19 protein-coding genes and 2 pseudogenes are annotated in these 24,033 nt (G+C 69.1%); 15 read left to right on the forward strand and 6 right to left on the reverse strand.

Annotation, left to right across the window (positions count from 1 at the left end):
* Positions 1 to 26 precede the first annotated feature (26 nt).
* The 6 genes and pseudogenes from FHW85_RS01665 (at position 27) to FHW85_RS01690 (ending at position 7,639) form a co-directional block, all read left to right on the forward strand.
* Positions 27 to 1,511 carry an NAD(P)H-hydrate dehydratase gene (locus FHW85_RS01665; protein WP_168647101.1) on the forward strand — a complete coding sequence of 495 codons (1,485 nt, stop codon included), beginning with the start codon at positions 27 to 29 and terminating at the stop codon, positions 1,509 to 1,511.
* A complete protein-coding gene (gene tsaE, locus FHW85_RS01670; RefSeq protein ID WP_167254434.1) occupies positions 1,508 to 1,975 on the forward strand; it encodes a tRNA (adenosine(37)-N6)-threonylcarbamoyltransferase complex ATPase subunit type 1 TsaE in 468 nt (155 codons plus the stop codon). The genes FHW85_RS01665 and tsaE overlap by 4 nt, the downstream gene beginning before the upstream one ends.
* Before the next feature lie 186 nt (positions 1,976 to 2,161).
* Positions 2,162 to 3,784 (forward strand): N-acetylmuramoyl-L-alanine amidase, encoded by a 1,623-nt coding sequence (locus FHW85_RS01675; protein WP_168647102.1) that lies wholly within the window; start codon positions 2,162 to 2,164, stop codon positions 3,782 to 3,784.
* A 120-nt stretch (positions 3,785 to 3,904) separates the two neighbouring features.
* A complete protein-coding gene (mutL, locus tag FHW85_RS01680; protein ID WP_168647103.1) occupies positions 3,905 to 5,743 on the forward strand; it encodes a DNA mismatch repair endonuclease MutL in 1,839 nt (612 codons plus the stop codon).
* Positions 5,744 to 5,918: 175 nt separating this feature from the next.
* A pseudogene (locus FHW85_RS01685) lies at positions 5,919 to 6,734 on the forward strand (DUF1684 domain-containing protein); the annotation flags it as partial.
* 5 nt (positions 6,735 to 6,739) lie between these two features.
* On the forward strand, positions 6,740 to 7,639 hold the full coding sequence (locus FHW85_RS01690; RefSeq protein WP_343203655.1) for a DUF1684 domain-containing protein: 900 nt from the start codon (positions 6,740 to 6,742) through the stop codon (positions 7,637 to 7,639).
* 117 nt (positions 7,640 to 7,756) lie between these two features.
* On the opposite strand, the gene FHW85_RS01695 is transcribed toward FHW85_RS01690, so the two are convergent.
* Positions 7,757 to 8,539 (reverse strand): enoyl-CoA hydratase-related protein, encoded by a 783-nt coding sequence (locus FHW85_RS01695; RefSeq protein WP_168647105.1) that lies wholly within the window; start codon positions 8,537 to 8,539, stop codon positions 7,757 to 7,759.
* 178 nt (positions 8,540 to 8,717) lie between these two features.
* On the opposite strand from FHW85_RS01695, the gene FHW85_RS01700 reads away from it, so the two are divergent.
* From FHW85_RS01700 to FHW85_RS01710, 3 genes and pseudogenes are all read left to right on the forward strand, one after another.
* Entirely contained in the window at positions 8,718 to 9,449 is a 732-nt protein-coding gene (locus FHW85_RS01700; protein ID WP_168647106.1) for an FKBP-type peptidyl-prolyl cis-trans isomerase, read from the forward strand.
* A gap of 316 nt (positions 9,450 to 9,765) precedes the next feature.
* Positions 9,766 to 10,559, forward strand: a pseudogene (locus FHW85_RS01705) (CoA pyrophosphatase).
* The gene (locus tag FHW85_RS01710; protein WP_168647107.1) at positions 10,556 to 11,416 is read left to right on the forward strand and encodes a sulfurtransferase; all 861 of its coding nucleotides are present in this window, start codon (positions 10,556 to 10,558) and stop codon (positions 11,414 to 11,416) included. Before FHW85_RS01705 ends, FHW85_RS01710 begins: the two are co-directional and overlap by 4 nt.
* Before the next feature lie 115 nt (positions 11,417 to 11,531).
* Here FHW85_RS01710 and FHW85_RS01715 read toward each other — a convergent pair whose 3' ends face one another.
* From FHW85_RS01715 to uvrA, 5 genes are all read right to left on the reverse strand, one after another.
* Positions 11,532 to 12,284, reverse strand: a complete 753-nt coding sequence (locus tag FHW85_RS01715) for an enoyl-CoA hydratase/isomerase family protein (RefSeq protein WP_168647108.1) — start codon at positions 12,282 to 12,284, stop codon at positions 11,532 to 11,534.
* Between the two features lie 80 nt (positions 12,285 to 12,364).
* Positions 12,365 to 13,831 (reverse strand): DUF4139 domain-containing protein, encoded by a 1,467-nt coding sequence (locus FHW85_RS01720; protein ID WP_343203656.1) that lies wholly within the window; start codon positions 13,829 to 13,831, stop codon positions 12,365 to 12,367.
* 123 nt (positions 13,832 to 13,954) lie between these two features.
* Entirely contained in the window at positions 13,955 to 14,968 is a 1,014-nt protein-coding gene (locus tag FHW85_RS01725; RefSeq protein ID WP_168647110.1) for an asparaginase, read from the reverse strand.
* Positions 14,969 to 15,193: 225 nt separating this feature from the next.
* Positions 15,194 to 15,646 carry a thioesterase family protein gene (locus FHW85_RS01730; RefSeq protein WP_167254455.1) on the reverse strand — a complete coding sequence of 151 codons (453 nt, stop codon included), beginning with the start codon at positions 15,644 to 15,646 and terminating at the stop codon, positions 15,194 to 15,196.
* Positions 15,643 to 18,576, reverse strand: a complete 2,934-nt coding sequence (gene uvrA / locus FHW85_RS01735) for an excinuclease ABC subunit UvrA (protein ID WP_168647111.1) — start codon at positions 18,574 to 18,576, stop codon at positions 15,643 to 15,645. The genes FHW85_RS01730 and uvrA overlap by 4 nt, the downstream gene beginning before the upstream one ends.
* A 243-nt stretch (positions 18,577 to 18,819) precedes the next feature.
* Between uvrA and FHW85_RS01740 the strand changes: the two genes are divergently transcribed.
* The 6 genes from FHW85_RS01740 (at position 18,820) to FHW85_RS01765 (ending at position 23,814) form a co-directional block, all read left to right on the forward strand.
* Positions 18,820 to 19,518, forward strand: a complete 699-nt coding sequence (locus FHW85_RS01740) for a DUF2059 domain-containing protein (RefSeq protein WP_243868004.1) — start codon at positions 18,820 to 18,822, stop codon at positions 19,516 to 19,518.
* A 229-nt stretch (positions 19,519 to 19,747) separates the two neighbouring features.
* Entirely contained in the window at positions 19,748 to 20,062 is a 315-nt protein-coding gene (gene rplU / locus FHW85_RS01745) for a 50S ribosomal protein L21 (protein WP_167254461.1), read from the forward strand.
* Positions 20,063 to 20,086: 24 nt separating this feature from the next.
* On the forward strand, positions 20,087 to 20,344 hold the full coding sequence (gene rpmA / locus FHW85_RS01750) for a 50S ribosomal protein L27 (RefSeq protein ID WP_026636285.1): 258 nt from the start codon (positions 20,087 to 20,089) through the stop codon (positions 20,342 to 20,344).
* A gap of 193 nt (positions 20,345 to 20,537) precedes the next feature.
* The gene (gene cgtA / locus FHW85_RS01755; RefSeq protein ID WP_168647112.1) at positions 20,538 to 21,617 is read left to right on the forward strand and encodes an Obg family GTPase CgtA; all 1,080 of its coding nucleotides are present in this window, start codon (positions 20,538 to 20,540) and stop codon (positions 21,615 to 21,617) included.
* A gap of 60 nt (positions 21,618 to 21,677) precedes the next feature.
* Positions 21,678 to 23,147 (forward strand): DUF3375 domain-containing protein, encoded by a 1,470-nt coding sequence (locus FHW85_RS01760; protein ID WP_167254464.1) that lies wholly within the window; start codon positions 21,678 to 21,680, stop codon positions 23,145 to 23,147.
* Entirely contained in the window at positions 23,134 to 23,814 is a 681-nt protein-coding gene (locus tag FHW85_RS01765; RefSeq protein WP_168647113.1) for a DUF4194 domain-containing protein, read from the forward strand. The genes FHW85_RS01760 and FHW85_RS01765 overlap by 14 nt, the downstream gene beginning before the upstream one ends.
* Positions 23,815 to 24,033: the final 219 nt, after the last annotated feature.

Genomic DNA, 24,033 nt, shown 5'->3' on the forward strand with positions numbered 1-24,033 from the left:
CGCGGCCTCCGCCTATAATCCGGCGCATGACGCCACGCCCGCACAGCCACGAGCTCCATACCGTCGACCAGGTGCGCGCGCTGGATCGCCGCGCCATCGAGGTGCTGGGCATTCCCGGCATCGAACTGATGCGCCGCGCGGCCGCGGCCGCGTTCGCCTCGCTGCAGCGCCATTGGCCGCAGGCGCGGCGCATCGCGGTGTACTGCGGGCCGGGCCATAACGGTGGCGACGGTTTCCTGCTCGGCGCGCTCGCGCTGCAGGAGGGCTACCAGGTGATGCTGTTCGCGCTCAGCGGCGAAGCGCGCGGCGATGCCGCGGCGGCGCGCGCGCGTTTCGAGGAGGCCGGCGGACAGGTGCAAATGTGGAGCTCCGTCACCGGCCTGCCGGTGGCCGACGTGCACGTGGATGCGCTGTACGGCACCGGTCTCGCGCGCGCGCCGGAGCCCGCGGTGGCCGACCTGCTGTGGCGGTTGAATGCGGGCGGCGAACCGATCCTCGCGCTGGACGTGCCTTCGGGCCTCAACGCCGACACCGGGCAATGCCCCGGCGAGGCGATCAAGGCCGATGTCACCGTCAGCTTCATCGCGCACAAGCGCGGCCTGCATACCGGCCAGGCGGCGGACCGCGTGGGCGTGCTGGAGCTGGATACGCTGGACTTGCCGGAAGAACTCTGGGGCGGCATCGCGCCCGACGCCGAGCTGCTGCACGCCGCCACGCTGCCGCCGCGCCCGCGCCATGCCCACAAGGGCAGCAATGGCCACGTGCTGGCGATCGGCGGCGACCTTGGCACCGCCGGCGCCATCCGCATGAGCGGAGAAGCCGCGCTGCGCGCCGGCGCGGGGCTGGTCAGCGTGGCGACGCGCGAGGCGAATCTCACCGCGCTCAACAGCGCCCGTCCGGAACTGATGGCGCACGGCGTCGACGGCCCGCAGTCCCTGCAGCCGCTGCTGCAGCGCGCCGACGTGCTGGCGCTCGGGCCCGGCCTGGGGCAGGGCGCCTGGGGCCATGCGCTGTGGCTGACCGCGCTGGACATGGCCATGCCGACGGTGCTGGATGCCGACGGCCTCAACCTGCTGGCGCGCGAGCCGCGGGTGTTCGAAGCGGCCACGGTGATCACGCCGCATCCCGGCGAAGCGGCGCGGCTGCTGGAAAGCTCGGTCGCCGGGATCGAAGCCGACCGCTACGCCGCGGTACGCGCACTGGCGCGCAAATACGGCGCGGTGGCGGTGCTCAAGGGCGCCGGCAGCCTGATCGCCGACCCGCATGGCCGCGTGGCCGTCTGCCCCTGGGGCAACCCCGGCATGGCCACCGGCGGCATGGGCGACCTGCTCACCGGCATCGTCGCCGCCTTGCTGGCCCAGGGCTGCGAAGCCTGGGAAGCCGCCTGCCTGGGCGTCGGCCTGCATGCCCGCGCGGGCGACGCGGCCGCCGCCGACGGCGGCGAGCGCGGCCTGATGGCTACCGACCTGCTGGCGCCGCTGCGCCGGCTGCTCAACGGACTCGACGCATGACCACCCTGCAGCAGGCGCTTCCCGACGAACAGGCCACCACCGGCTTCGCCGCGCGCATGGCCGGCGCGGTGGACGAGGGCGCGGTCATCTACCTGCACGGCGACCTGGGCGCGGGCAAGACCAGCTTCGCCCGCGCCTTCCTGCAAGCCCTGGGCGTGGGCGAGCGGGTGAAAAGCCCGACCTACAGCCTGGTCGAGTCCTACCGGCTGGCCGCCCGCACGGCCTGGCACCTGGACCTGTACCGCATCGCCGACCCCGGCGAACTGGAATGGCTGGGCCTGGACACGCTGGCCGACCCCGCCGCCCTGGTGCTGGTGGAATGGCCGGAGCGGGGCGCAGGGGCCTTGCCCGCGCCGGATCTGCAGATCGACCTGGCCTACGCCGGCACCGGCCGCACCGTTCAGGTGGCCGCACGCAGCCCGCGCGGCGAGCGCCTGCTGGCGCGGGTGCCAGCCTCAAGCTGAGGCGCGGCGCTAAGTATCCGTCGTTAATGAGATTTTGGGTTCCGTCTCGCCCCCGGGCGAAACCCTTCCGTCAGCGCGGCTTGCGTCCGATAGCTGGACCCAGCCTGACAAAACAGCTGCAGGTTATGGATATTTCAAGGAAAAAGCACTTGCATTCAGGAAAGTGCTGAGCTTCAATGCGCGACCATGAGGGGATATCCGGCCAGCATCCGTCAGTTTTCCTGTCTCGTCGCCCTGGCGATGGCGCCGCTGTGCGCCGTCCACGCCACCGACGTGAAGTCGGCCCGCGTCTGGGCCGGCCCGGAATACACCCGGCTGGTGCTCGATGTATCCGGTCCCGTGGACTACAAGACCCGCCAGGACGGCGACCAGCTGGTGATCGACCTGGGCCGCAGCGCCCTGGGCGATGACTACTCGGCGCCGAAGTCGCAGGGCCTGCTCAAGGGCCTGGACAGCAGCCAGCAGGGCAACCGCCTGCAGCTGGTGGCCAAGGTCGACCCGTCCAGCCACTACAAGAGCTTCGTGCTGCAGCCGCAGGCCAGCTACGGCTACCGCCTGGTGGTCGACGTCTATCCCGGCAGCGGGGTGGCCTCGTCGGCCAAGGCCGCGCCCGCACCGGCCCCGGTACAGGACGACAGCGACGATGACGCCGCGCCGCCGCCCGCGCCGGTGACGGTCAAGCTCGCTGCCTCCAGCAAGAACAGCCTGCGCTCCACCCAGAGCGGCATGGCCTCCACCCGCCAGGCCGCCGCGCTGCTCAACGGCGAGCGCAAGGTGGTGGTGGCGGTCGACGCCGGCCACGGCGGCCAGGACCCGGGCGCGCACGGCCCCGGCGGCACGCTGGAAAAGAACGTCACCCTGGCGGTGGCGCGCGAGCTGGCCGCGCAGATCAACAAGCAGCCGGGCATGAAGGCGGTGCTGACGCGCGATGCGGATTTCTTCATCCCGCTCAAGCAGCGCTACGAGATCGCCCGCCGCAACAACGCCGATTTGTTCGTCTCGGTCCATGCAGACGCCTTCGTCAACGGCGACGCCAAGGGTTCCTCGGTGTGGGTGCTGTCGCCGCGCGGCAAGACCAGCGAGGCGGCCCGCTGGCTGGCCGACCGCGAAAACCGCGCCGACCTGATCGGCGGCGTGTCGCTGGACGACAAGGACGACAGCCTCGCCGCCGTGCTGCTGGACCTGCAGCAGGGCTACGCCATGCAGGCCAGCGAAGCGGTGGCCACCAATGTGCTGAAGGCGCTGGGCGGCCTGGGGCCGACCCACCGCGGCTTCGTGGAGCGCGCCAACTTCGTGGTGCTGCGCTCGCCGGACGTGCCCTCGATCCTGGTCGAGACGGCCTTCATCAGCAATCCGGACGAGGAGCGCAAGCTGCGCGATCCCTCGCACCAGGCGCACCTGGCCGAAGCCGTGATGGGCGGCGTGCGCAGCTATTTCGAGGCGACCCCGCCGCCGGGTTCGTGGTTCGCCGCGCAGGCCGCGCGCCGCAACGGCAACGTGGTGGCGTCGGCGGCGAAGAACGACGATGACGACGGCGACGGCAATCCCGTGTCCACCGCTGCCAACAAGGCGGTGGCGCAGGCGATGACCGGTTCGAAGTCGGGCGAGGTCAAGGTGGCCAGCGTGAAGGCCGACAGCGAACGCGCCGACGCCAACGTGCGCGACCTGCACCGCGTCACCGCGGGCGAAAGCCTGCGCAGCATCGCGCGCCAGTACGGCGTGAGCATCACCGCGCTGAAGAACGCCAACCGCAGCATCAACAGCGACACGGTGCGCGCGGGCATGGTGCTGGCGATTCCATCCGGCTGATCCATCCGGCCGATCCGTTCGGCCGATCCGTTTGGCCGATCCGTTTGGCTTGTTCCGCCGCAACATGTTGTTTTTACGAACGCCACCCCTCGGGTGGCGTTCCTGCTTTAAGCTTGCGCGATGCCTGTCATCCGTCCCCTGCCTGCTGAACTCATCAACCAGATCGCCGCCGGCGAAGTGATCGAACGGCCTTCCTCCGTCGTGAAGGAACTGGTCGAAAACAGCCTCGACGCCGGCGCCACCCGCATCGAAGTGGATATCGAGCAGGGCGGCCAGCGCCTGATCCGCATCCGCGACGACGGCGGCGGCATCGAGCCGGACGACCTGCCGCTGGCGGTGGCCTCGCATGCCACCAGCAAGATCCGCAGCTTCGACGACCTCGAACACGTGGCCAGCATGGGTTTCCGCGGCGAGGCGCTGGCCTCGGTCTCGTCGGTGGCGCGCTTTGCGCTCACCTCGCGCGCACGCGGACAGGACACCGCCTTCCGCATCGAAGTGGACGGCGGCAAGCTGCAGGCGGCGCGCCCCGCGCAGCATCCGCAAGGCACCAGCGTCGAGGTGCGCGACCTGTTCTACAACGTGCCGGCGCGGCGCAAATTCCTCCGCGCGGAGCGCACCGAGTTCGCGCATATCGACGACCTGCTGAAGTCGCTGGCGCTGGCGCGCGGCTCGGTGGAATTCCGCCTCAGCCACAACGGCAAGCCGGTGCGCATCCTCAAGGCCGCCAAGGACGAACAGGCGGCTCTGCTGCGGGTGGCTGACGTGCTGGGCGAGGAATTTCCCGCGCAGAGCCTGCGTATCGATCATGTGGCGGCCGGCCTGCATCTGTCGGGCTGGGTCGGCTTGCCCACGGCGTCGCGCTCGCAGGCCGATTCGCAATACTTCTACGTCAACGGCCGCCTGGTGCGCGACCGCATCGTGGCGCACGCGGTGCGGCAGGCGTATGCCGACGTGCTGTTCCACGGGCGGCACCCGGCCTTCGTGCTGTATCTGGAACTCGATCCGGCCGGCGTCGACGTCAACGTGCATCCGGCCAAGCACGAAGTGCGTTTCCGCGAGCAGCGGCTGGTGCACGACTTCCTGTTCCGCACCCTGCACGAGGCCCTGGCGCAGACGCGCGCGGGGCAGGTGGGCAGCGTGGTCGACTCGGTCGACACGGCGCCCACGCTGGTCAGCTATGCCGCGGCCGCCTCCGCCGGCGCGGCCGTCACCTCCACGCCGGCCTGGTCCGGGCAGTTCAGCCAGAGCCGCCTGAGCCTGGGCGTGCGCGACGAGCCGCTGGCCGATTACGCCGCGCTGCTGGGCGAGTCTTCGCGCGAGGCGGTGCCGGCCTATGCTGCCAACACCCCGATGCCGCCCGCGCAGGACGACGAGGCGCCGCCGCTGGGCTTCGCCATCGCGCAGCTCAAGGGCATCTACATTCTGGCCGAGAATGCGCACGGCCTGGTGCTGGTGGACATGCACGCGGCGCACGAGCGCATCACCTACGAAAAGCTCAAAAGCGGCCGCGCCTGCAGCAACCTGCGCTCGCAGCTGCTGCTGGTGCCGCTCAACGTGTCGGTCAGCGCGAAGGAAGCCGCCGCCGCCGAGGAACACGCCGACGCGCTGGCCGACTGGGGCCTGGAGCTGTCGCGCAGCGGCCCGTCCGGCGTGGTGGTGCGGCGCATCCCGGCCTTGCTGGAAGGCGCCGACGTGGCGCAGCTGTGCCGCGACGTGCTGGCCGAGCTGGCCCTGCACGGCAGTTCGCGCCGCCTGCAGGAGCTGGAGAACGAACTGCTCTCCACCATGGCCTGCCACGGCTCGGTGCGCGCCGGCCGGCGCCTCACCGCGCCGGAAATGAACGCGCTGCTGCGCGAGATGGAGGCCACCGAGCGCTCCGGCCAGTGCAACCACGGCCGCCCCACCTGGACCCAGCTGGGCCTGGCCGAGCTGGACAAACTGTTCCTGCGCGGGCGCTGAGCCGGCGCTTGCGGCTGCGGCAAATAGACGTCCATACTCGGGCTTCCTCTGTCGAGCGGGCCGTGCCATGTCGCGTAGCGTTGCCTTTGCCCTCGTTGTCGCCTTGAGCTTTGGAGTCGTCGCCGTGCAAGCCGAAACCGCCACTGCCGCCGCTGCCGGCGACTACCCGCACGAGATCGAGCAGTGGCGCGCCAAGCGCACCGCCAACCTCACCGCGCCCACCGGCTGGCTCAGCCTGATCGGCCTGGAATGGCTGCAGGAAGGCGCCAACCGCATCGGCAGCGCGAGCGACAACGACATCGTGCTGAAGGCCGGCCCGGCGCATCTGGGCGTGGTGACGCAGGGCAAGGACGGCGCGCTGCACATCGTGCTGGATGAAAAATCCGGCGCCACCATCGACGGCAAGCAGGTGCGCGAAGCCGCGCTGATCGACGACATGCATGCCGGCGAAGCCACGCCCACCACGGTGGCGTTCGGCAGCGCCAGCTTCTACGTGATCGAGCGCGATGGCCGCAAGGCGCTGCGCGTGAAGGACAGCAACGCCGAAACGCGCAAGCACTTCCTGGGCATCGACTACTTCCCGATCGACCCGTCCTGGCGCGTGGTGGCCGACTGGGTGCCGTTCGATCCGCCGCACAAGCTGGAGATCGGCTCGGTGATCGGCACCATCGACAAGGTCGACGTGCCGGGCAAGGCGGTGTTCCAGCGCGACGGCCACACTTTTGAACTGCTGCCGTACCAGGAAGAACCGGGTGGTGAACTGTTCTTCGTGCTGGCCGACCGCACCTCCGGCAAGGAGACCTACGGCGCCGCGCGTTTCCTTTACGCCGCGCTGCCGAAGGACGGCAAGGTGGTGCTGGATTTCAACAAGGCCTACAACCCGCCCTGCGCATTCACACCGTTCGCCACCTGTCCGCTGGCGCCGCCGGAGAACCGGCTGGATGTCGCGGTGACGGCGGGCGAGAAGAAGTATCGCGGCGGCCATCATTGAGCGCCGTGCGTTCGCTCGTCGTTGCGGGCGCGGCGATGGCCGCGCTATGGACTGCGCCGGTGTATGCGCAGCCCAGCGACTACACGGCACAGGTCGAGCAGGCGCGCGCCGAACGCGTGACGAAGCTGAAGCGGGCGGATGGCTATCTCACGCTGATCGCTTCCGGTTGGCTCGAGCCAGGTGACAACACGGTCGGCGCCGCCGCCGACAACCGTTTCCAGGTGCCGGGCGCACCCGCGCATCTGGGCGTGCTGCATCTCGATGCCAATGGCGCGGTGGATCTGCGCACCGCCGACGGCGTGACGGTGACGATCGACGGCCATCCCGTCTCCGCCGCGCCGATGCTCACGCAAGGCGCGCACGGCGAACGCAAGCCCACCCGCGCCTATCTCGGCGCGGAGCGCTATCTGTACGTCGTCGAAAGCGGCAAGCAGCGCGGGCTGCGGGTGAAGGACAATGCCGCGCCGCTGCGGACGAACTTCCCCGGCATTCCGTATTTCCCGATCGATCCCTCGTGGAGGATCGAGGCGCAGTGGCAGGCCTACACCACGCCGCACACGCTGCGCATCGCCAACGTGGTCGGCACGGAAAACGACGAGCCGGTGCCGGGCCAGGCGGTGTTCGAACGCGGCGGCCAGCGCTACACGCTCACGCCGATGGAAGAGGACGGCCGCCTGTTCTTCGTGTTCAGCGACCGCACCGCCGGCAAGCTCACCTATGGCGGCGCGCGTTTTCTCTATGCCGACATGCCGAAGGACGGCAAGGTGACGCTGGATTTCAATCTGGCCGAGAACCCGCCGTGCGCGATCACGCCGCACGTGGTGTGCCCTCTGGCGCCGCCGGAGAATCGGATGAAGCTGGAAGTGACCGCGGGCGAGCAGAAGTTCCACGGCGCAGGGCACTAGATCGCCCGGCGTAGGTTGGGGTGAGCACAGCGAACCCCAACAATGCGCTACGGCTGAAAGTGCAATGTTGGGGTTCGCTGCGCTCACCCCAACCTACGCCGGAGGGTTTCCTTCGAATCAGCGTCCCTTGAACTCCGCCTTGCGCTTCTCCAGGAACGCCGTGGTCCCTTCGCGCATGTCTTCCGTCGAGAACGCCAGCGCGAACGCCTGCGTCTCGAACTCCAGCCCCTGATCCAGCGCGGTCTCGCCGCCCTGCAGCACGGCGTCGAGAATGCCCGCCGCCGCCAGCGGCGCCGAGGCGGCGAGCTGGTCGGCCAGCGTGTCCACCGTTTCGTCCAGCGCCTCCGGCGCCACCACGCGGTTGACGATGCCCAGCTCGCAGGCGCGCTGGGCGCCGATCATCGCGCCGGTCAGGCACAGCTCCAGCGCGGCGCCGCGGCCGGCCAGGCGCAGCAGGCGCTGGGTGCCGCCGAAGCCGGGGATCAGGCCGAGATTGATTTCCGGCTGGCCGAAGCGCGCCTTATCGCTGGCCACGCGCAGGTGGCAGGCCATGGCCAGCTCCATGCCGCCGCCGAGGGCGAAGCCCTGGATGCGCGCGACCACCGGCTTGCCCAGGCGCTCGATGGAGCTCATCAGGCGCTGGCCGGCGCGCGAGAAGCCCTGCGCCTGCACCGGCGTGTAGCCGTTCATCTCGGCGATGTCCGCGCCGGCGACGAAGGCCTTGTCGCCCGCGCCGGCCAGCACCACGGCGCGCACGGCGTCGTCCTGGGCGGCCTGGGCGAAGGCCAGGGTCAGTTCGTTGAGGGTGTCGCGGTTCAGCGCGTTGAGCTTGTCGGGGCGGTTGACGGTGATCAGGCGCACCGCGCCGCGATTGCCGATTTCCAGATTGCGATAAGCCATGGCGGTTCCCAGCGGAGGTCGAAAACGCCCATGGTAGCAGTGGGGTTGCGGCGGGAACCTTTGCCGCCGCGGGCGTTCTCATGCCGGTGGCGCCGGCACCCCCGCCCGGCCCCGCTGCACGCGCCCGGCAAACCCCTTACGATGGCCGGGCTTCGCGCATCCGCGATGGAGGATAGGCATGACACGACTGCGTTGGTTGGCCCATGGCACGATGCTCACGATGCTGATGAGCGCGGCGATGGCCACGCATGCGCAGAGCCGCGACAGCGCGTCCGACGCGCAGGCCGCGGGGCTGGACAAGAACAAGCTGTCCTATGCGATCGGCTACCAGATCGGCAGCCAGTTCGCCAGCGGCGACCCGGACGTCGACATCGCCGTGATGCAGCGCGCGATCCAGGACGCCTACACCAAGCGCCGCCCGTCCGTGCCGATGCAGGACATGCACGAGCAGCTGCGCCGCCTCGACAAGCACATGCACGACAAGGCGGAGTCCCAGTTCCAGCAGCTGGCCAATTCCAACGCCAGCAAGAGCGCCGACTTCCTCGCCAAGAACCGCCAGAAGCCCGGCGTGGTGCAGCTGCCTTCGGGCATCCAGTACCAGGTGCTAAAGCAAGGCACGGGCAAGGACCAGCCGGCGGTGAACAGCACCGTCACGGTGAATTTCCGCGCCACGCTGATCGACGGCACCGAGTTCGACAGCTCCTGGGCGCACGGTTCGCCGGTGAGCTTCATCGTCAACAACAAGGTGATCCCCGGCTGGCAGGACGTGATCCAGCGCATGCACGTGGGCGACAAGTGGCGCGTGGTCATTCCGCCCGCGCTGGCCTACGGCGAACGCGGCAACCTGCCGCGCATCGGCCCGAACGAGGCGCTGGTGTTCGAGATCGAGCTGCTGGAAATCAAGCAGTAAGGGCGGCGTTCGCTGCCCGGGGCGGGGCCTTCGGCGAGAGCCTGCTCAAGGCCTCCGCGTGGCCCGCGCCGGCTCTGGTTGCTCGCCAGACAAGGAAGAGTGAGGGAGTGTACGTCCGTACACGACCGAGCGATGACGCAGGATGGCGGGCAACCAGAGCCGGCCCTCCGGGTTGCCGTTGAGTGGCTCCCAGGCGGCAGCGCGCGGCTTGACCTGGCAACCAGCCAGGCCCGCGCCACGCGCTGCCGCCTGGGAGCCACTCAACGGCAACGCGGGCTACGCGGAGGCCTTGAACAGGCTCTAAGATCAGCGGTCCATGCCGAACGATCCCGCCCCCATCCCTGCCGCCGTCCTGAGTCCCTGCATCGGCATTTGCCGGCTCGACGAGCGCGGCTATTGCGAGGGCTGCCTGCGCACCGGCGACGAGATCGCGCGCTGGCGCGCCATGAGCGACGCCGAACGCCTGCGCTACATGCACGAGGTACTGCCGGCACGGGAACCGCAGCCATGAGCGACTCGCTGGCGCCGGTCGCCGCCGCCGTGCTCCCGCTGGCCGAGCCGCCGCAGGGGCCGGGCTGGAACCACCGCGAGATGGCCGAGCTGATCGGCGATGCGCCGCGCCGTCCCGCCGCGGTGCTGGTGGGCTGGCGCGAAGGCGTGCAGCCGCGCCTGGTGCTGACCGTGCGCAACGACAGCCTGCAGGCGCATGCGGGGCAGGTGGCGTTTCCCGGCGGGCGTACCGATCCGGAAGATGCCGACGCCGTCGCCACCGCCTTGCGCGAGAGCGAGGAGGAAGTCGGCCTCGATCGCCGCCTGGTCACGCCGATCGGCTTTCTCGACAGCTTCGACACCATCAGCGGCTACCGCATCACGCCGGTGGTGGCGCGCATCGCGCCGGAAGCGAGCCTGTATCCGGCACCGGCGGAAGTGGCCGAAGTGTTCGAGGTGCCGCTGGCGTTTTTCCTCGACCCGGCCAACCTGCGCCGCTACACCATGGATTTCCGCGGCCATCGCCGCGAGATGGTGGAATTCATCCACGGCGGCCATCGCATCTGGGGCGCGACGGCCGCCATGCTGGTCAACCTGCTGCACCGCATGGGACGTCTATGACTGCTGCATACACCACGCTGATCGATGCGCGCACGCTGGCGGCGCTGCCGCCGCGCGAGGTGCTGATCGTCGACTGCCGCTTCGAACTGGCCGTGGCCGGCGGCGATCCGGACAAGGGCGAGCGCGCGTATCGCGAGGGGCATATCCCGGGCGCGGTCTATGCGCATCTGGATCGCGACCTGTCGGATCTCTCGCGCAAGAGCGAAGGGCTGGGCCGGCACCCGATGCCGTCCGAGCAGGCGTTTTCCGCGGTGCTGTCGCGCTGGGGCTGGCGTCCGGGCCTGCAGGTGGTGGCTTACGACGCGGCTGGCGGCGCGCTGGCCGCGGCGCGGCTGTGGTGGCTGCTGCGCCTGGCCGGCGTGCGCGAGGTGGCGGTGCTCGATGGCGGTTTCCAGGCATGGCAGGCGGCGGGCTTGCCGCTGGAGTCCGGCGAGGTGGCGCGCGAGCCGAGCGACGTTGCGCTGCGCTACGACGCCTCGCGCTACATCGTCGATCACCGCGCGATTGCCGATCGCTCGGAGTTGCTGATCGATGCGCGCGCCACGCCGCGCTACCGCGGCGAAGTGGAACCGATCGACCGCGTGGGCGGCCATGTGCCCGGCGCCTTGAATCGCCCGTATTCGGACAATCTCGATGCGGACGGCCGCTACAAATCCGCAGGGCAGCTGCGCGGCGATTTCGCCGCCTTGATCGGCGACATGCCGCCCGCGCAGGTCGTGCACATGTGCGGCTCCGGCGTCACCGCCTGCCACAACCTGCTGGCGATGGAACACGCGGGGCTGGCGGGTTCGCGCCTGTACGCGCCGTCGTGGAGCGGCTGGGTCAGCGATCCGGCACGGCCCGTCGAAACCGCGTAACCGCGTAACCGTAGGTTGGGGTGAGCGCAGCGAACCCCAACAATGCGAAGCGCCCGGCGGTGCGGTGTTGGGGTTCGCTGCGCTCACCCCAACCTACGCCGTGGCGCCGTGGCGATTATTTCTTTTTCAGGCGTGCCACCAGCTGCTGCAGCACCGCCTGCGTTTCCTCGCTGAAGAACGCATCGACGAACACGCCGATCGGCAGCTTTTCCGGATCCGCCCACACTTCGGTCAGATCCGCGCGCGCCAGCTGGCGCGTGGCCAGCATCGCGCCCGCCGGCAGCGCCAGCAGTTCGTTGAGCCAGTGCAGGGCGCGCGTGGTGACCTGGTCCACGCCGGTCAGCTCGTCGACGAAGCCGAACGACAGCGCCTGCTGCGCATCGATCATCGCGCCGGCCACCAGCAGCCGCTCCGCGCGATACGGGCCGACCACGCGGCGCAGCGCGAGCTGGATGCAGTCCGGCACGATCAGGCCGACCTGCACTTCGTTCAAGCCGATGCGGTACGGGCCTTCGGCCATCACGCGGTAATCGCAGAACAGCGACAGCACCGCGCCGCCTGCGGGTGCGTGGCCGGTAATCGCGGCCACCACCGGCACCGGCGCCATGGCGATGGCCGAGCAGGTGGCGAAGAAGGTGCTCCAGAAGCGGCGCACGCCGTCGCGGTCCTGGCCGAGCAGGGCGGGCACGTCGACGCCCGCGGAGAACATGCCGGACGTACCCGACAGCACGATGCCCGCGGCGCCGTCCTGCACGGCGGTGGCGATGGCCGCCTGGATCGCGTGCAGCAGTTCGAGGTTCAGCGCATTGACCGGCGGGCGCGCGAGATTGATCTCGACGATGGCGTCGTGCTTGACGAGGTTGAGCATGGCGTCGTCCCCGGACGAAAGAAGTAAGGCCCGCGAGCGTAGCAAACTCGCGGGCCTCGCCGGCGCTTTAAACGCCGGGCTTACTGCTGCGGCTGGTCGGTCTCGGCCCAGCGGTAGCGCACCGCGTAGTCCAGCGTGGCCTTGCCGCCGGCCGGCACTTCGATGCGGAATTCCAGCAGGTCGGGCTTCTGCTCCGAAGGCTTGGTGCTGGACGACTGCAGCGTCCATTCGCGCCAGCGGCTGGGGTGTTCGCGCACCGTCACCGTGCGCGCGCTGTCGCCGGCATTGGTGAGGGTGATGCGGAAGGCTTCGTCCATCGAACGGCCGGCCTTGTCCAGCTTGAACTGCGTGCGTTCGCGCTCGGCGCGCAGGTCGAAGGCATTGCCCAGGGTGATGGTGGCGTCGCTGCCCTTGGGCGTGTCCTCAATGCGGCCCTCGCCGATGAATTGCGGCGTGCCGTTGCGGTCGGTGGTCATCACGCGCAGGTTGCCGGCCGGCAGGCTGTCGAAGGCGCGCAGCTTCAGCGTGCTGGTCACGGTATTGCTGCCTCCGGTGTTGAAGTCGCGGTTGGTCGCCGGTTGCGGCGGGGTCCAGCGGCCGCCCGTTTCATACAGCAGGGTGCGTTCGCAATCGAGCTGGCGCGTTTCGTACAGCGGCACCTGGCTGACGCTGCCGTCGGGCAGGTTCACCGCGCCGGGCAGGGTGTAGCTGCGGTAGTCGGCGACCGAGCCCTGCTGCGGCATGTCGGCCGCCTGCGCCTTGGCGTTGAAGGACATCATCCGCGGCGCGGCGGCCGGCATCGGGCCGGGCGTGCGGGTGATCTGCGGCTCGCCGGCGATCAGGGTCAGGTGCACGTCGTTCCAGTCGCGGCCGCTGCGGTTGGCGATGCTGGCGCGCGATTCGAAGCGCAGCTTGCAGCCGGCGCCCGGCAGCACGGTGCCGATATACGCCGCGCGCCAGCCGAGGCCGGCGGTGGGATAGCTCAAGGTGGCGCGCGCATTGCCGGCCCTGGCCGCATCCACGCGCAGTTCCAGGCTGGAGCCGGTATTGAAGTGGCCGCTGGCGCGCACCGCCGCGTAGTCGCGGATCAGGCTGGTGCGGCCGCTGGCATCGCTCACCAGCAGGCCGTTGCCGGCGCGCAGCAAGGTGCCGCTGGCCAGTGGCTGGCCGTTGCTGCCGAGCACTTCCACCGGCTGGCCGACCAGGCTGCCGAGCGCGGCGTCGCGGCCCTGGGCCAGCAGCAGGCGCTGCGACAGCACCTTGGCGGCGTCGCCTTCGACGTCGAGCGAGAGCGCTTCGGTATCGAGAAAGGCGGGCAGGCCGCCGAGGCTTACGTCCTGCACACCCTGCTGCAGATCCAGCCGGCGCGGTTCGCGCGCCATGGCGTAGCCGCTGTCCACGCTGCTGCCATCGCCGCCGGTGAACAGGGAGGCGTCGTCGCTGCGGTACAGGGTCAGCTCGGTGCGTTCGGGCGTGGCCGCGGCGGCGGTGCCGGCCAGGGTGGTGGCGCAGGCCAGGGCGAGGGTGGTGAAGGGGAACTTGCTCACGGGCGAACTCCTTTCGTTGGGCGCCGCCGATCTTACGCAGCGCGCATGAAGATGCGGCATCCGTGGCCGCCAATGCGTTAACCCCGGATCGCGCCGGCTGCGTTGTGGCCGACCCGGAGGAATTCAGTGCGTGGCGAAGAAGCCGCGCAGCGCGGCCAGGTCGCGCGTGAGCGCAAGGCCCAGCGCCAGCAGGATGCGCGCCTTCTGCGGGCTGAAATCCTCGCCCGCGATAAAGCCCGTCTCCTGCAGGTAGCGCCGCTGCGCCACGCTGCCCAGCGGCGAGCGGGTGCACTGCACCACCGCGATGCCGCCGGCGATGGCCGCTTCCAGCGCGATGCGCTCGGCCTGGGTGACCAGGCCCGGCGCCAGGCCCGCGGAGACGATGCCTTGCGCCCCCTTGGCCAGTGCGGCTTCGATCATGGTGTCGTCGGCGCCGACGTACGAATAGGCGATGTCCACGCGCGGCGGCCGCGCATCGTCGGGCAATGCCGCGAACGCCGCGCCGGGGGCATGGCGGCCTTCGGGGCGGCGGCGGTAGCGGATGCGGTCCGGATCGACCGTGCCGAGCACGCCGTGATCCATCGAGCGGAACGTATCCAGCCGCAAGGTGGAAACCTTGATCACGTCGCGTGCCGGATAGATGCCGTCGTTGAACACCACCAGCACGCCGCGCCCGCGCGCATCCGCATCGCCCGCCACGCGGATCGCACCCAGCAGATTGGACGGCGCATCCGAACCCACCGCGCTCAATGGCCGCTGCGAACCGGTAAGCACCACGGTCTGCGGGATATCCAGCGTGAGGTTGAGGAAGAACGCGGTTTCTTCCAGCGTAGCCGTGCCGTGCAGGATCACGAAGCCGGCCAGCTCCGGCTGCTCGCGCGACAGGCGCCGCAGGGTGGCGCGCAGCTCGAACCAGTCGGCCATGGTGAGATTGTTGCTGCCCACCGAACGGAACGGCACCGGCACCGCTTCGGCCACGCCGGCGATTTCAGGCACGCGCGCAAGGATCTGCGCGACGTCCAGCTTGCTGCCGTGCTCCGGGTAATCCATCAGGTCGGTGCTGGAAGTGCCCAGCGAGGCGATGGTGCCGCCGCAGCCGATGATGGCGACGCGGGGGAGGGCGAATGTCGTGGACATGACGGCGGGATTCCTTCGCAACTCAAGTCGGCGCCAGATGCGCGCCAGCCGCGAAGCTTAGCTAATGCGTCATCCCGGCGCAGGCCGGGATCCAGTAGCGATGCGCTGCATGGAGATACGGGCCCAAAAAGGCCGGGCCTTTGAAGCTTCCAGCGATGGTCGAACGGTGACGTTACTGGATCCCGGCCTGCGCCGGGATGACGCTGGTTGGCGGTGTGTTGCCTATCAGGCCTGCTCAGCCGCGTCGCGGATCGCCTGCGGCAGCGGCACCGGCTTGCCCGTGTGCGGGTTCATCCAGACCATCACCACGTGGCCGTCGCTGTACAGCTTGTCCGGCTGTTCCGCATCGACGATGCGATGCCCGATGGTCATCGAGCTGTTGCCCAGGCGCAGGCAGAACAGTTCCACCTGCAGTTGCGCCGGCCATTCGATCGGGAAGCGGTAGTTGATCTCGCTCGCCGCCAGCACCGGCATCGATTGCTCGTCGAACCACGGCCCGGGCACGTGCTTCAGCCACTGCAGCCGCGCTTCTTCCAGATACGTGAGGTAGTTGGAATTGTTGACGTGGTTGAAGGCGTCGAGATCACGCCAGCGCACGCCGATGGAGGCGGTGAACAGCGGCTGGACTTCCGCCGCGGCATCCGCGGCGGGGCTCGATTCGGTGATGGTGAAACTCATGCGGTCTTCTTCCGTACGGCCTTGGTGTCGCGGCCATTGCTCTTCTGTGCACCGGTCTTCTGCGCGCCGTTCTTCGGCGCATCGTTCTGCGCCTGCGCCGGCTTGATGCCCAGGTGCGGCGCAAGGAAGCGGCCGGTGTGCGAAGAGGCCGTCTCGGCCACCGCTTCCGGCGTGCCGGCGACCAGGATGCGTCCACCGCCGGCGCCGCCCTCGGGGCCGAGGTCGACGATCCAGTCGGCGGTCTTGATCACGTCGAGGTTGTGCTCGATCACCACCACGGTATTGCCCTGGTCCACCAGCTGGTGCAGCACGTCGAGCAGCTGCTCGATATCGTGGAAGTGCAGGCCGGTGGTGGGTTCGTCCAGGATGTACAGCGTGCGGCCGGTGTCGCGCTTGGACAGCTCCTTCGACAGCTTCACGCGCTGCGCTTCGCCGCCGGACAGCGTGGTCGCGCTCTGGCCCAGCTTGATGTAGTCCAGGCCGACCGCGCGCAGGGTTTCCAGCTTGCGCGCGATGGTGGGTACGTTCTCGAACAGCTTGAGCGCGTCTTCCACCGTCATGTCGAGCACGTCGGCGATCGTGTGGCCCTTGTAGGCGATCTCCAGCGTCTCGCGGTTGTAGCGCTTGCCGTGGCAGACGTCGCAGGGCACGTACACGTCCGGCAGGAAGTGCATCTCCACCTTGATCATGCCGTCGCCTTCGCAGGCCTCGCAGCGGCCGCCGCGCACGTTGAAGCTGAAGCGGCCGGCGGTGTAGCCGCGCGAGCGCGCTTCCGGCACCTGCGCGTACAGCTCGCGCAGCGGGGTGAACAGGCCGGTATACGTAGCCGGATTCGAACGCGGCGTGCGGCCGATCGGCGACTGGTCGATATCGACCACCTTGTCGAACAGCTCCAGCCCTTCGACCGACTTGTACGCCGCCGGCTGCTCGCTGGCGCCGTTGAGTTCGGCGGCGGCGAGGCGGAACAGCGTGTCGTTGATCAGGGTCGACTTGCCCGAGCCGGACACGCCGGTGATGCAGGTGAACAGGCCGGCTGGAATGGCCAGGTCCACGTTCTTCAGGTTGTTGCCGGTGGCGCCGCGCAGATGCAGCCAGGAGTCCTTGTCCTCCTGCTCGCGGCGCTCCTTCGGCACCTCGATCGCGCGGCGGCCCGAAAGATACTGGCCGGTGACCGAGCGCTTGGAGGCGAGGATGTCCTTCAGCGTGCCCTGCGCCACCACTTCGCCGCCGTGCACGCCGGCGCCGGGGCCGATGTCGAGCACGTGGTCGGCCAGGCGGATGGCGTCTTCGTCGTGCTCCACCACGATTACCGTATTGCCCAGGTCGCGCAGGCGGGTGAGCGTGCCGAGCAGGCGCTCGTTGTCGCGCTGGTGCAGGCCGATCGAAGGTTCGTCCAGCACGTACATCACGCCGACCAGGCCGGCGCCGATCTGCGAAGCCAGGCGGATGCGCTGCGCTTCGCCGCCGGACAGCGAGTCGGCCTGGCGGTCGAGCGTGAGGTAGTTCAGGCCCACGTCGTTGAGGAAGCTCAGGCGCTCGCGGATTTCCTTGACGATCTTCACCGCGATCTCGCCGCGCCAGCCGGTGAGGGTGAGGGTGTCGAAGAAGCCCAGCGCGTCGTCGATGGAACGCGAGGTGAGCGAGGGCAGGGCGTGGTCGGCGACGAACACGTTGCGCGCCGAACGGTTCAGGCGCTGGCCGTGGCAGTCGGGGCACGGATGGTCCGCGATGTACTTGGCCAGTTCCTCGCGCACCGCGGGCGATTCGGTTTCCTTATAGCGGCGCTCCAGGTTCGGCAGGATGCCTTCGAAGGAGTGCTCGCGGGTGACCTTGCCGCCGCGTTCGGTGAGGTAGCGGAACTGGATCTTGTCGTTGCCGCTGCCGTACAGCACGGCCTTCTGCACGCCGGCCGGCAGCTTCTGCCAGGGCGTGTCGACGTCGAAGCGGTAGTGGTTGGCCAGCGAGATGATCAGCTGGAAATAGTGCGCGTTGCGGCGGTCCCAGCCGCGGATCGCGCCGCCGGACAGCGGCAGCTCCGGATGGCCGACCACGCGCGCCGGATCGAACACCTGGGTCACGCCCAGGCCGTCGCAGGTGGGGCAGGCGCCGATCGGCGAGTTGAACGAGAACAGGCGCGGTTCCAGCTCCGGCAGCGAGTAGTCGCACACGGGGCAGGAATAGCGCGAGGACAACAGCTGTTCCGGTGCCTTCGTATCGTCCATGTCGGCCAGGATCACCAGCCCGTCGCCCAGGCGCAGCGCGGTCTCGAAGGATTCGGCCAGGCGCTGCTTGATGTCGTCGCGCGGGCGGAAGCGGTCGATCACCACTTCGATGGTGTGCTTCTGGCGCAGGGTCAGCGGCGGCACGGCGTCGAGCTCGTACACCACGCCGTCGACGCGTGCGCGCACGAAGCCCTGCGCGCGCAGCTGGTCGAACACCTGCACGTGCTCGCCCTTGCGCTCGCGGATCACCGGGGCCAGCAGCATGAAGCGCTTGTCCGGATCCAGCGCCAGGGTGGCGTCCACCATCTGGCTCACCGTCTGCGCTTCCAGCGGGATGCCGTGGTCCGGGCAGCGCGGCGTGCCGACGCGGGCGTACAGCAGGCGCAGGTAGTCGTAGACCTCGGTGATGGTGCCCACGGTGGAGCGCGGGTTGTGCGAGGTGGATTTCTGCTCGATCGAGATGGCCGGCGACAGGCCTTCGATATGGTCGACGTCCGGCTTCTCCATCATCGAGAGGAACTGGCGGGCGTAGGCCGACAGCGACTCGACGTAGCGGCGCTGGCCTTCGGCATAGATGGTGTCGAAGGCCAGCGAGGATTTGCCGGAACCGGACAGGCCCGTGATCACGATCAACTGGTCGCGGGGGAGGTCCAGATCGATGTTCTTGAGGTTGTGCGTGCGCGCGCCGCGGATGCGGATGGTGTCCATTGAACGCCGGGGAGAAGTCAGTAGGAGGGGGAAAAACTGCACTATACCAAACTCGCCAGGTCAGTTATTGCCGCTGGCGGGGTCGGGGAGGAATCGGGGGAGAAGCCTGAAAGTGGGGTTCCATCAAAGTGTTAACAAGTGGCTTGGCTTAATACGCGTTTTGGCCGCAAGGCCGATGCAGCGAGACCAGTACACATGCGCAAGTGGAAAGGATGGGGGCTCTCCCTGGCGCTGGTGGCATCCATGGGCACGGCCTCGGCCGCGACCCAGCCCAGCGAAGAGCAGGTGCGCCAGCTGATGGAAGTGGTGGGGGTGGGCAAGATGCTCAGCCAGATGAACAGCCAGGCCGTGACGGTGATGCAGCAGTCGCTGCCGTGCATCCCGGCCAGCTACTGGCAGGGCTACATGGACAGCAACGGCACCCAGCAATTCATCGGGCGGCTGGTGCCGATCTACCAGCGCCATTTCAGCGCCGACGAGATCGACGGCATGCTGAAGTTCTACCGGTCGCCACTTGGCCAGAAAGTGATCACCGAGATGCCGACCACCATGGGCGAGGCCAACCAGGCCGGGCTGCAGTGGAGCAAGGAGCGCAGCGACCAGATGATCGCCGAGCTCAAGCAGAAGGGCAGCCTCGACGCGGGCGGCCGCTGCCCGGCCGAACATGCGGCGGCGGCCACCGGCGTGGCGGCAGGCGCCGCGGCGGCGAATGCCGCCGGCGCCGATGACGACGACGAGGCCGCGGCCGAGGCGGCTCCGGCCAAGAAGGCGGCGCCGGCGAGCAAGGCGAAGGGGAAGGCGACGACCAAATCGAAGTCGACCAGAAAGGCCCCGGCCAAGAAGACGCCCGCCAAGACCACCACCAAGGCGCCGGCCAAGCCCGCCGCGGCGCCGGCCAAGCCGGCTGCCGATACCGGCAAGGCCAGCACGCCCGCGCAATAGCCGGGCGCCTGCCGGGGCCGGCGGACCGCCGGCGACACCCGCCTGGAGCGCGCCGAGGCCCGCCGGTTGGGGGTAACCGCGGAGCCGGAACGGGCCTGGCACCGCCGCCGCGAGCCAGGGTCGCCGGCGGCCGGGGCTATCGGATTGATCCTTGGGATTTTTTTGGTTATGATCGCCGGCTCGCGCAAGCGAGAACACCCAAGAGAATAACGACAGAAGGGATATTCCCATGAGTTATGCAGTCATCAAGACCGGCGGCAAGCAGTACCGCGTCCAGCAGGGCGACGTCCTGCGCGTGGAGCTGCTGAACGCCGAAGAAGGCGCCAGCGTGAAGTTCGACGAAGTGCTGCTGGTGGGTTCGGGCGAGACCATCACCGTCGGCGCGCCGACCGTGACCGGCGCCACCGTCTCCGCCACCGTGCGCAAGCATGGCCGCGCCGACAAGGTCCGCATCATCAAGTTCCGCCGCCGCAAGCACCACAAGAAGCAGCAGGGACACCGTCAGCATTTCACCGAAGTCGAGATCACGGGCATCAACGCCTGATCCGCCAATCTGGAGTAATCAGTCATGGCACATAAGAAAGGCGTAGGTTCTTCGCGCAACGGCCGCGATTCGAACCCGAAGTATCTCGGCGTCAAGATCTACGGTGGCCAGGCCATCGAAGCCGGCAACATCATCGTGCGTCAGCGCGGCACCAAGTTCCATCCCGGTACCGGCGTGGGCCTCGGCCGCGACCACACCCTGTTCGCGCTGGTCGACGGCACGGTCGAGTTCAAGACCCGTGGCGAGAAGAACCGCAAGTACGTGAACGTCGTCCAGGGCTAAGCCCGGCCGGCGCAGCGCAAGAGCCCCGCTTCGGCGGGGCTTTTGTTTTTGGGCGGGAACAGGAAATTGGGAATGGGGAATAGGGAATAGCTTAAGAGCCCCCGCACCCAGCCTCCTCTACAATTCCCGAGATCGCGTGGTTTTGCGATTCCCTATTCCCCATTCCCTATTCCCTATTCCCGGCACCCAAGCCATGAAATTTGTCGACGAAGCCATCATCAAGGTCCTGGCCGGTGACGGCGGCAACGGATGCATCAGCTTCCGTCGCGAAAAATTCATTCCCTTCGGCGGTCCCGACGGCGGCGACGGCGGCAGCGGCGGCTCGATCTGGCTGGTGGCCGACGAAGGCCTCAACACCCTGGTCGACTTCCGCCACCAGCGCGCGTTCAAGGCGCAGCGCGGCGAGAACGGCATGGGCAGCGACATGTACGGCAAGGGCGGCGACGACACCGAAGTCCGCGTGCCGGTCGGCACCGTGGTCACCAATGTCGACACCGACGAAATCATCGGCGACCTCACCGCCCACGGCCAGCGCCTGCTGGTGGCGCAGGGCGGCAAGGGCGGCCTGGGCAACATCCATTTCAAGAGCTCGGTGAACCGCGCGCCGCGCAAGTCCACGCCCGGCACCCCGGGCGAGGTGCGCGAGCTGAAGCTGGAGCTGAAGCTGCTGGCCGACGTCGGCCTGCTCGGCTTCCCCAACGCCGGCAAGTCCACCTTCATCCGCGCCGTGTCGGCGGCCACGCCGCGCGTGGCCGACTACCCGTTCACCACCCTGCACCCGAACCTGGGCGTGGTCAGCCTGGGGCCGGACCAGAGCTTCGTGATCGCCGACATCCCCGGCCTGATCGAAGGCGCCGCCGAGGGCGTCGGCCTGGGCATCCAGTTCCTGCGCCACGTGGCGCGCACGCGCCTGCTGCTGCACCTGGTAGACATCGCGCCGATCGACGGCTCCGACGTGGTGGAACAGGTGCACGCCATCGAGCACGAGCTGCAGAAGTTCGACCCCGAACTGCTGCAGCGCCCGCGCTGGCTGGTGCTGAACAAGGCCGACGTGCTGCCGGAAGACGAGCGCCAGGCCGTGGCCGAGGACATCGTGCAGCGCCTGGGCTGGACCCAGCCGTGGTTCCTGGTCTCGGCCATCGCGCGCGACAACACCCTGGCGGTGTGCCAGCAGATCCAGCGGTTCTTCGAGGCGCAGCGCGAAGTGCAGGAAGGCCGCACCGACATGCTGCCGGGCGACGTGCGCCTGCGCGGGGACGCGCCGCACGACTGAGCGCGCGCGCCACGCCGTCTCCCGCGCCGTCCCGCGCCCCGCCCGGAGCACCCCGCACGCATGAAGCTGCAAGCCCGCATCGCCGGCTACCGCCGGCTGCGCGAACAAGCCCTGTGGCGGCTGCTGGCCGCCGACCACGCGCCGGAACTGATCGGCCTGCTGCAGTCCCTGTTGCAGGACGGCGAGCGCCGGCTGCCCGCCTCGGCCCTGCATGAGCGCCTGCAGGACCACCTCGACACCATCAATGCCTCCGAGCTGCCCACCGAGCTGCCGCGCACCGCGCAGGCCTACGTGGCGCACTGGCTGGCGCAGGGTTATCTCGAACGCCGCCTGCCGGAAGGTTCGAGCGAAGAGGAATACGAGCTGTCGGCGCAGGCCGTGCAGGCCGTGCGCTTTATCGCCGGGCTGCACTCGCCGCGCCACGCCGCCACCGAAAGCCGCCTGTCGCTGGTGATCCAGCAGCTGGTGCAGCTGGCCGAGCAGACCGAGACCGATCCCGCCACGCGCCTGGACAGCCTGCTGGCCGAACGCGCGCGCCTGGACGCCGAGATCGAACGCGTGCGCAGCGGCAAGCTCGACGCCGTCGGCGGCCAGCGCGCGCTCGAACGCACGCGCGAGGTGATCCAGCTCGCCGACGAACTGGCCGAGGATTTCCGCCGCGTGCGCGAGGATTTCGAACGCCTCAATCGCGAATTCCGCGAACGCATCATCGACGACGAAGGCCAGCGCGGCGACCTGCTCGACCGCCTGTTCGAAGGCGTCGACGTCATCGCCGGCAGCGAGGCCGGCCGCAGCTTCGGCGCGTTCTGGAAACTGCTCAACAATGTGGAGCAGAGCAACCAGCTCGACGCCGCCATGGAAACCGTGCTGTCGCGCGGCTTCGCCCGCCGCCTGCAGCGCGAGGAGCGCCAGCTGCTGCGCGGCTTCACCCGCGTGATGCTGGAGCGCGGCGGCCAGGTGCACGACGTGATGCAGCACTTCGCGCGCAGCTTGCGCGGCTTCGTGCAGAGCCGCGGCTACCTGGAGCAGCGCCGCCTCAATCAACTGCTGAAGCAGGCCCAGGCCGAGGCGCTGCAGCTGCGCGACGAACTGGGCGCGCATCGCCGCCTGCCGCTCGAACTGCCGCTGACCGGCGCGCGCCTGCGTTCGCTCTCGCAGTGGCGCCTGCACGATCCGCGGCATGCGCGCATCGACGGGCGCATCGATCTCTCCGGCGCGGCCGCCATTTCGCTGGACAGCGTCGGTGCGCTGGTGGCGCAGTCCGAAATCAATTACCGCGGCCTGCGCCGCGACCTGCACGAACTGCTGCAGGACACCCCACAGCTGTCGATCGGCGCAGTGCTCGCCGCGCGTCCGGCCGAGCAGGGCCTGGGCAGCATCATCGGTTATCTCTCGCTGGCCACGCGCCATGGCGTGGTGGCCGAAGGCGAGCTGGAAGAAGTTTCGTGGCAGGGCGGCGACGGGCAGTGGCGCCGCGCGCGCGTGCCCCTGGTGTGGTTCCTCAAAGAGAAACGCCATGAATTTGCATGAAGAAGCCGATCTGGCCGTAACGGTGCCGGCGCTGCCGGACGCGACCGCCAAGGGCGCGCTGTTCGATGGCGACACCGGTGTGCTGCCGCTGGAAGTGCGCCGCGTGCTGTGCCAGCTGCTGGCCGGCCCCAGCATCGACGCCGGCCGCCACGCCGCGCTGTGGCCGGTGCTGCTGCGCTACGAGGCCACCTTGCATTCGCAGCTGTGCGAGCTGTTCCTGGAACTGGTGATCGACCGCGAGGCCGGGGTCGCCTTCGCGCGCCAGGCCGACACCAGCGAACTCGACACGCCTGTGCTGCTGCGCTCGCTGCCGCTCACGTTCATCGACACCGTGCTGCTGCTGCACCTGCGCCAGCAATTGCTGGAAGGCGAGGCGCACGGGCGCCGCGCGGTGGTGGAAGAGGGCGCGCTGGTGGATGCGTTGTCGGTCTACGAAAGGAATTTCTCCACCGACCGCGCCGGCTTTGCCAAGCGCGTCGCCGCGGCGATCGCCAAGATGCGCGAGAGCCACGTGCTGGAACGCCTGCGCGGCAGCGAGGACCGCTACGAGGTCTCGCCCACGCTGAAGCTGCTGTTCTCGGCCGAGGACGTGCAGGCGCTGACCCAGGTGTACCGCGAGCTGCGCGGCGCGGACGTGGTGCTGCAGGAGGCTGCGGATGAGCAGTAAAAGCAAGGCGCCGGCGAAGACGGCCGCCGCCAAGAAAACGGCAAGTAAGGCCGTGGCGAAGCAGCCGAAGGCAAAGAGCGCGAGCGTCAGCGACAGGGCCGCGCCGAAGAAAGCGAAGGCAGCGAAGCCGGTTGAACCGATCCAGCCGCCTGTGGCGGTTGCCGCACCGGAACCTGATTCCGGCGCGGCATCTCCCGTGCGCCCGTCGAAAACCAAGAC

The sequence above is a fragment of the Dyella sp. SG609 genome (genome assembly GCF_012275375.1).
Classification (GTDB): Bacteria; Pseudomonadota; Gammaproteobacteria; order Xanthomonadales; family Rhodanobacteraceae; genus Dyella_D; species Dyella_D marensis.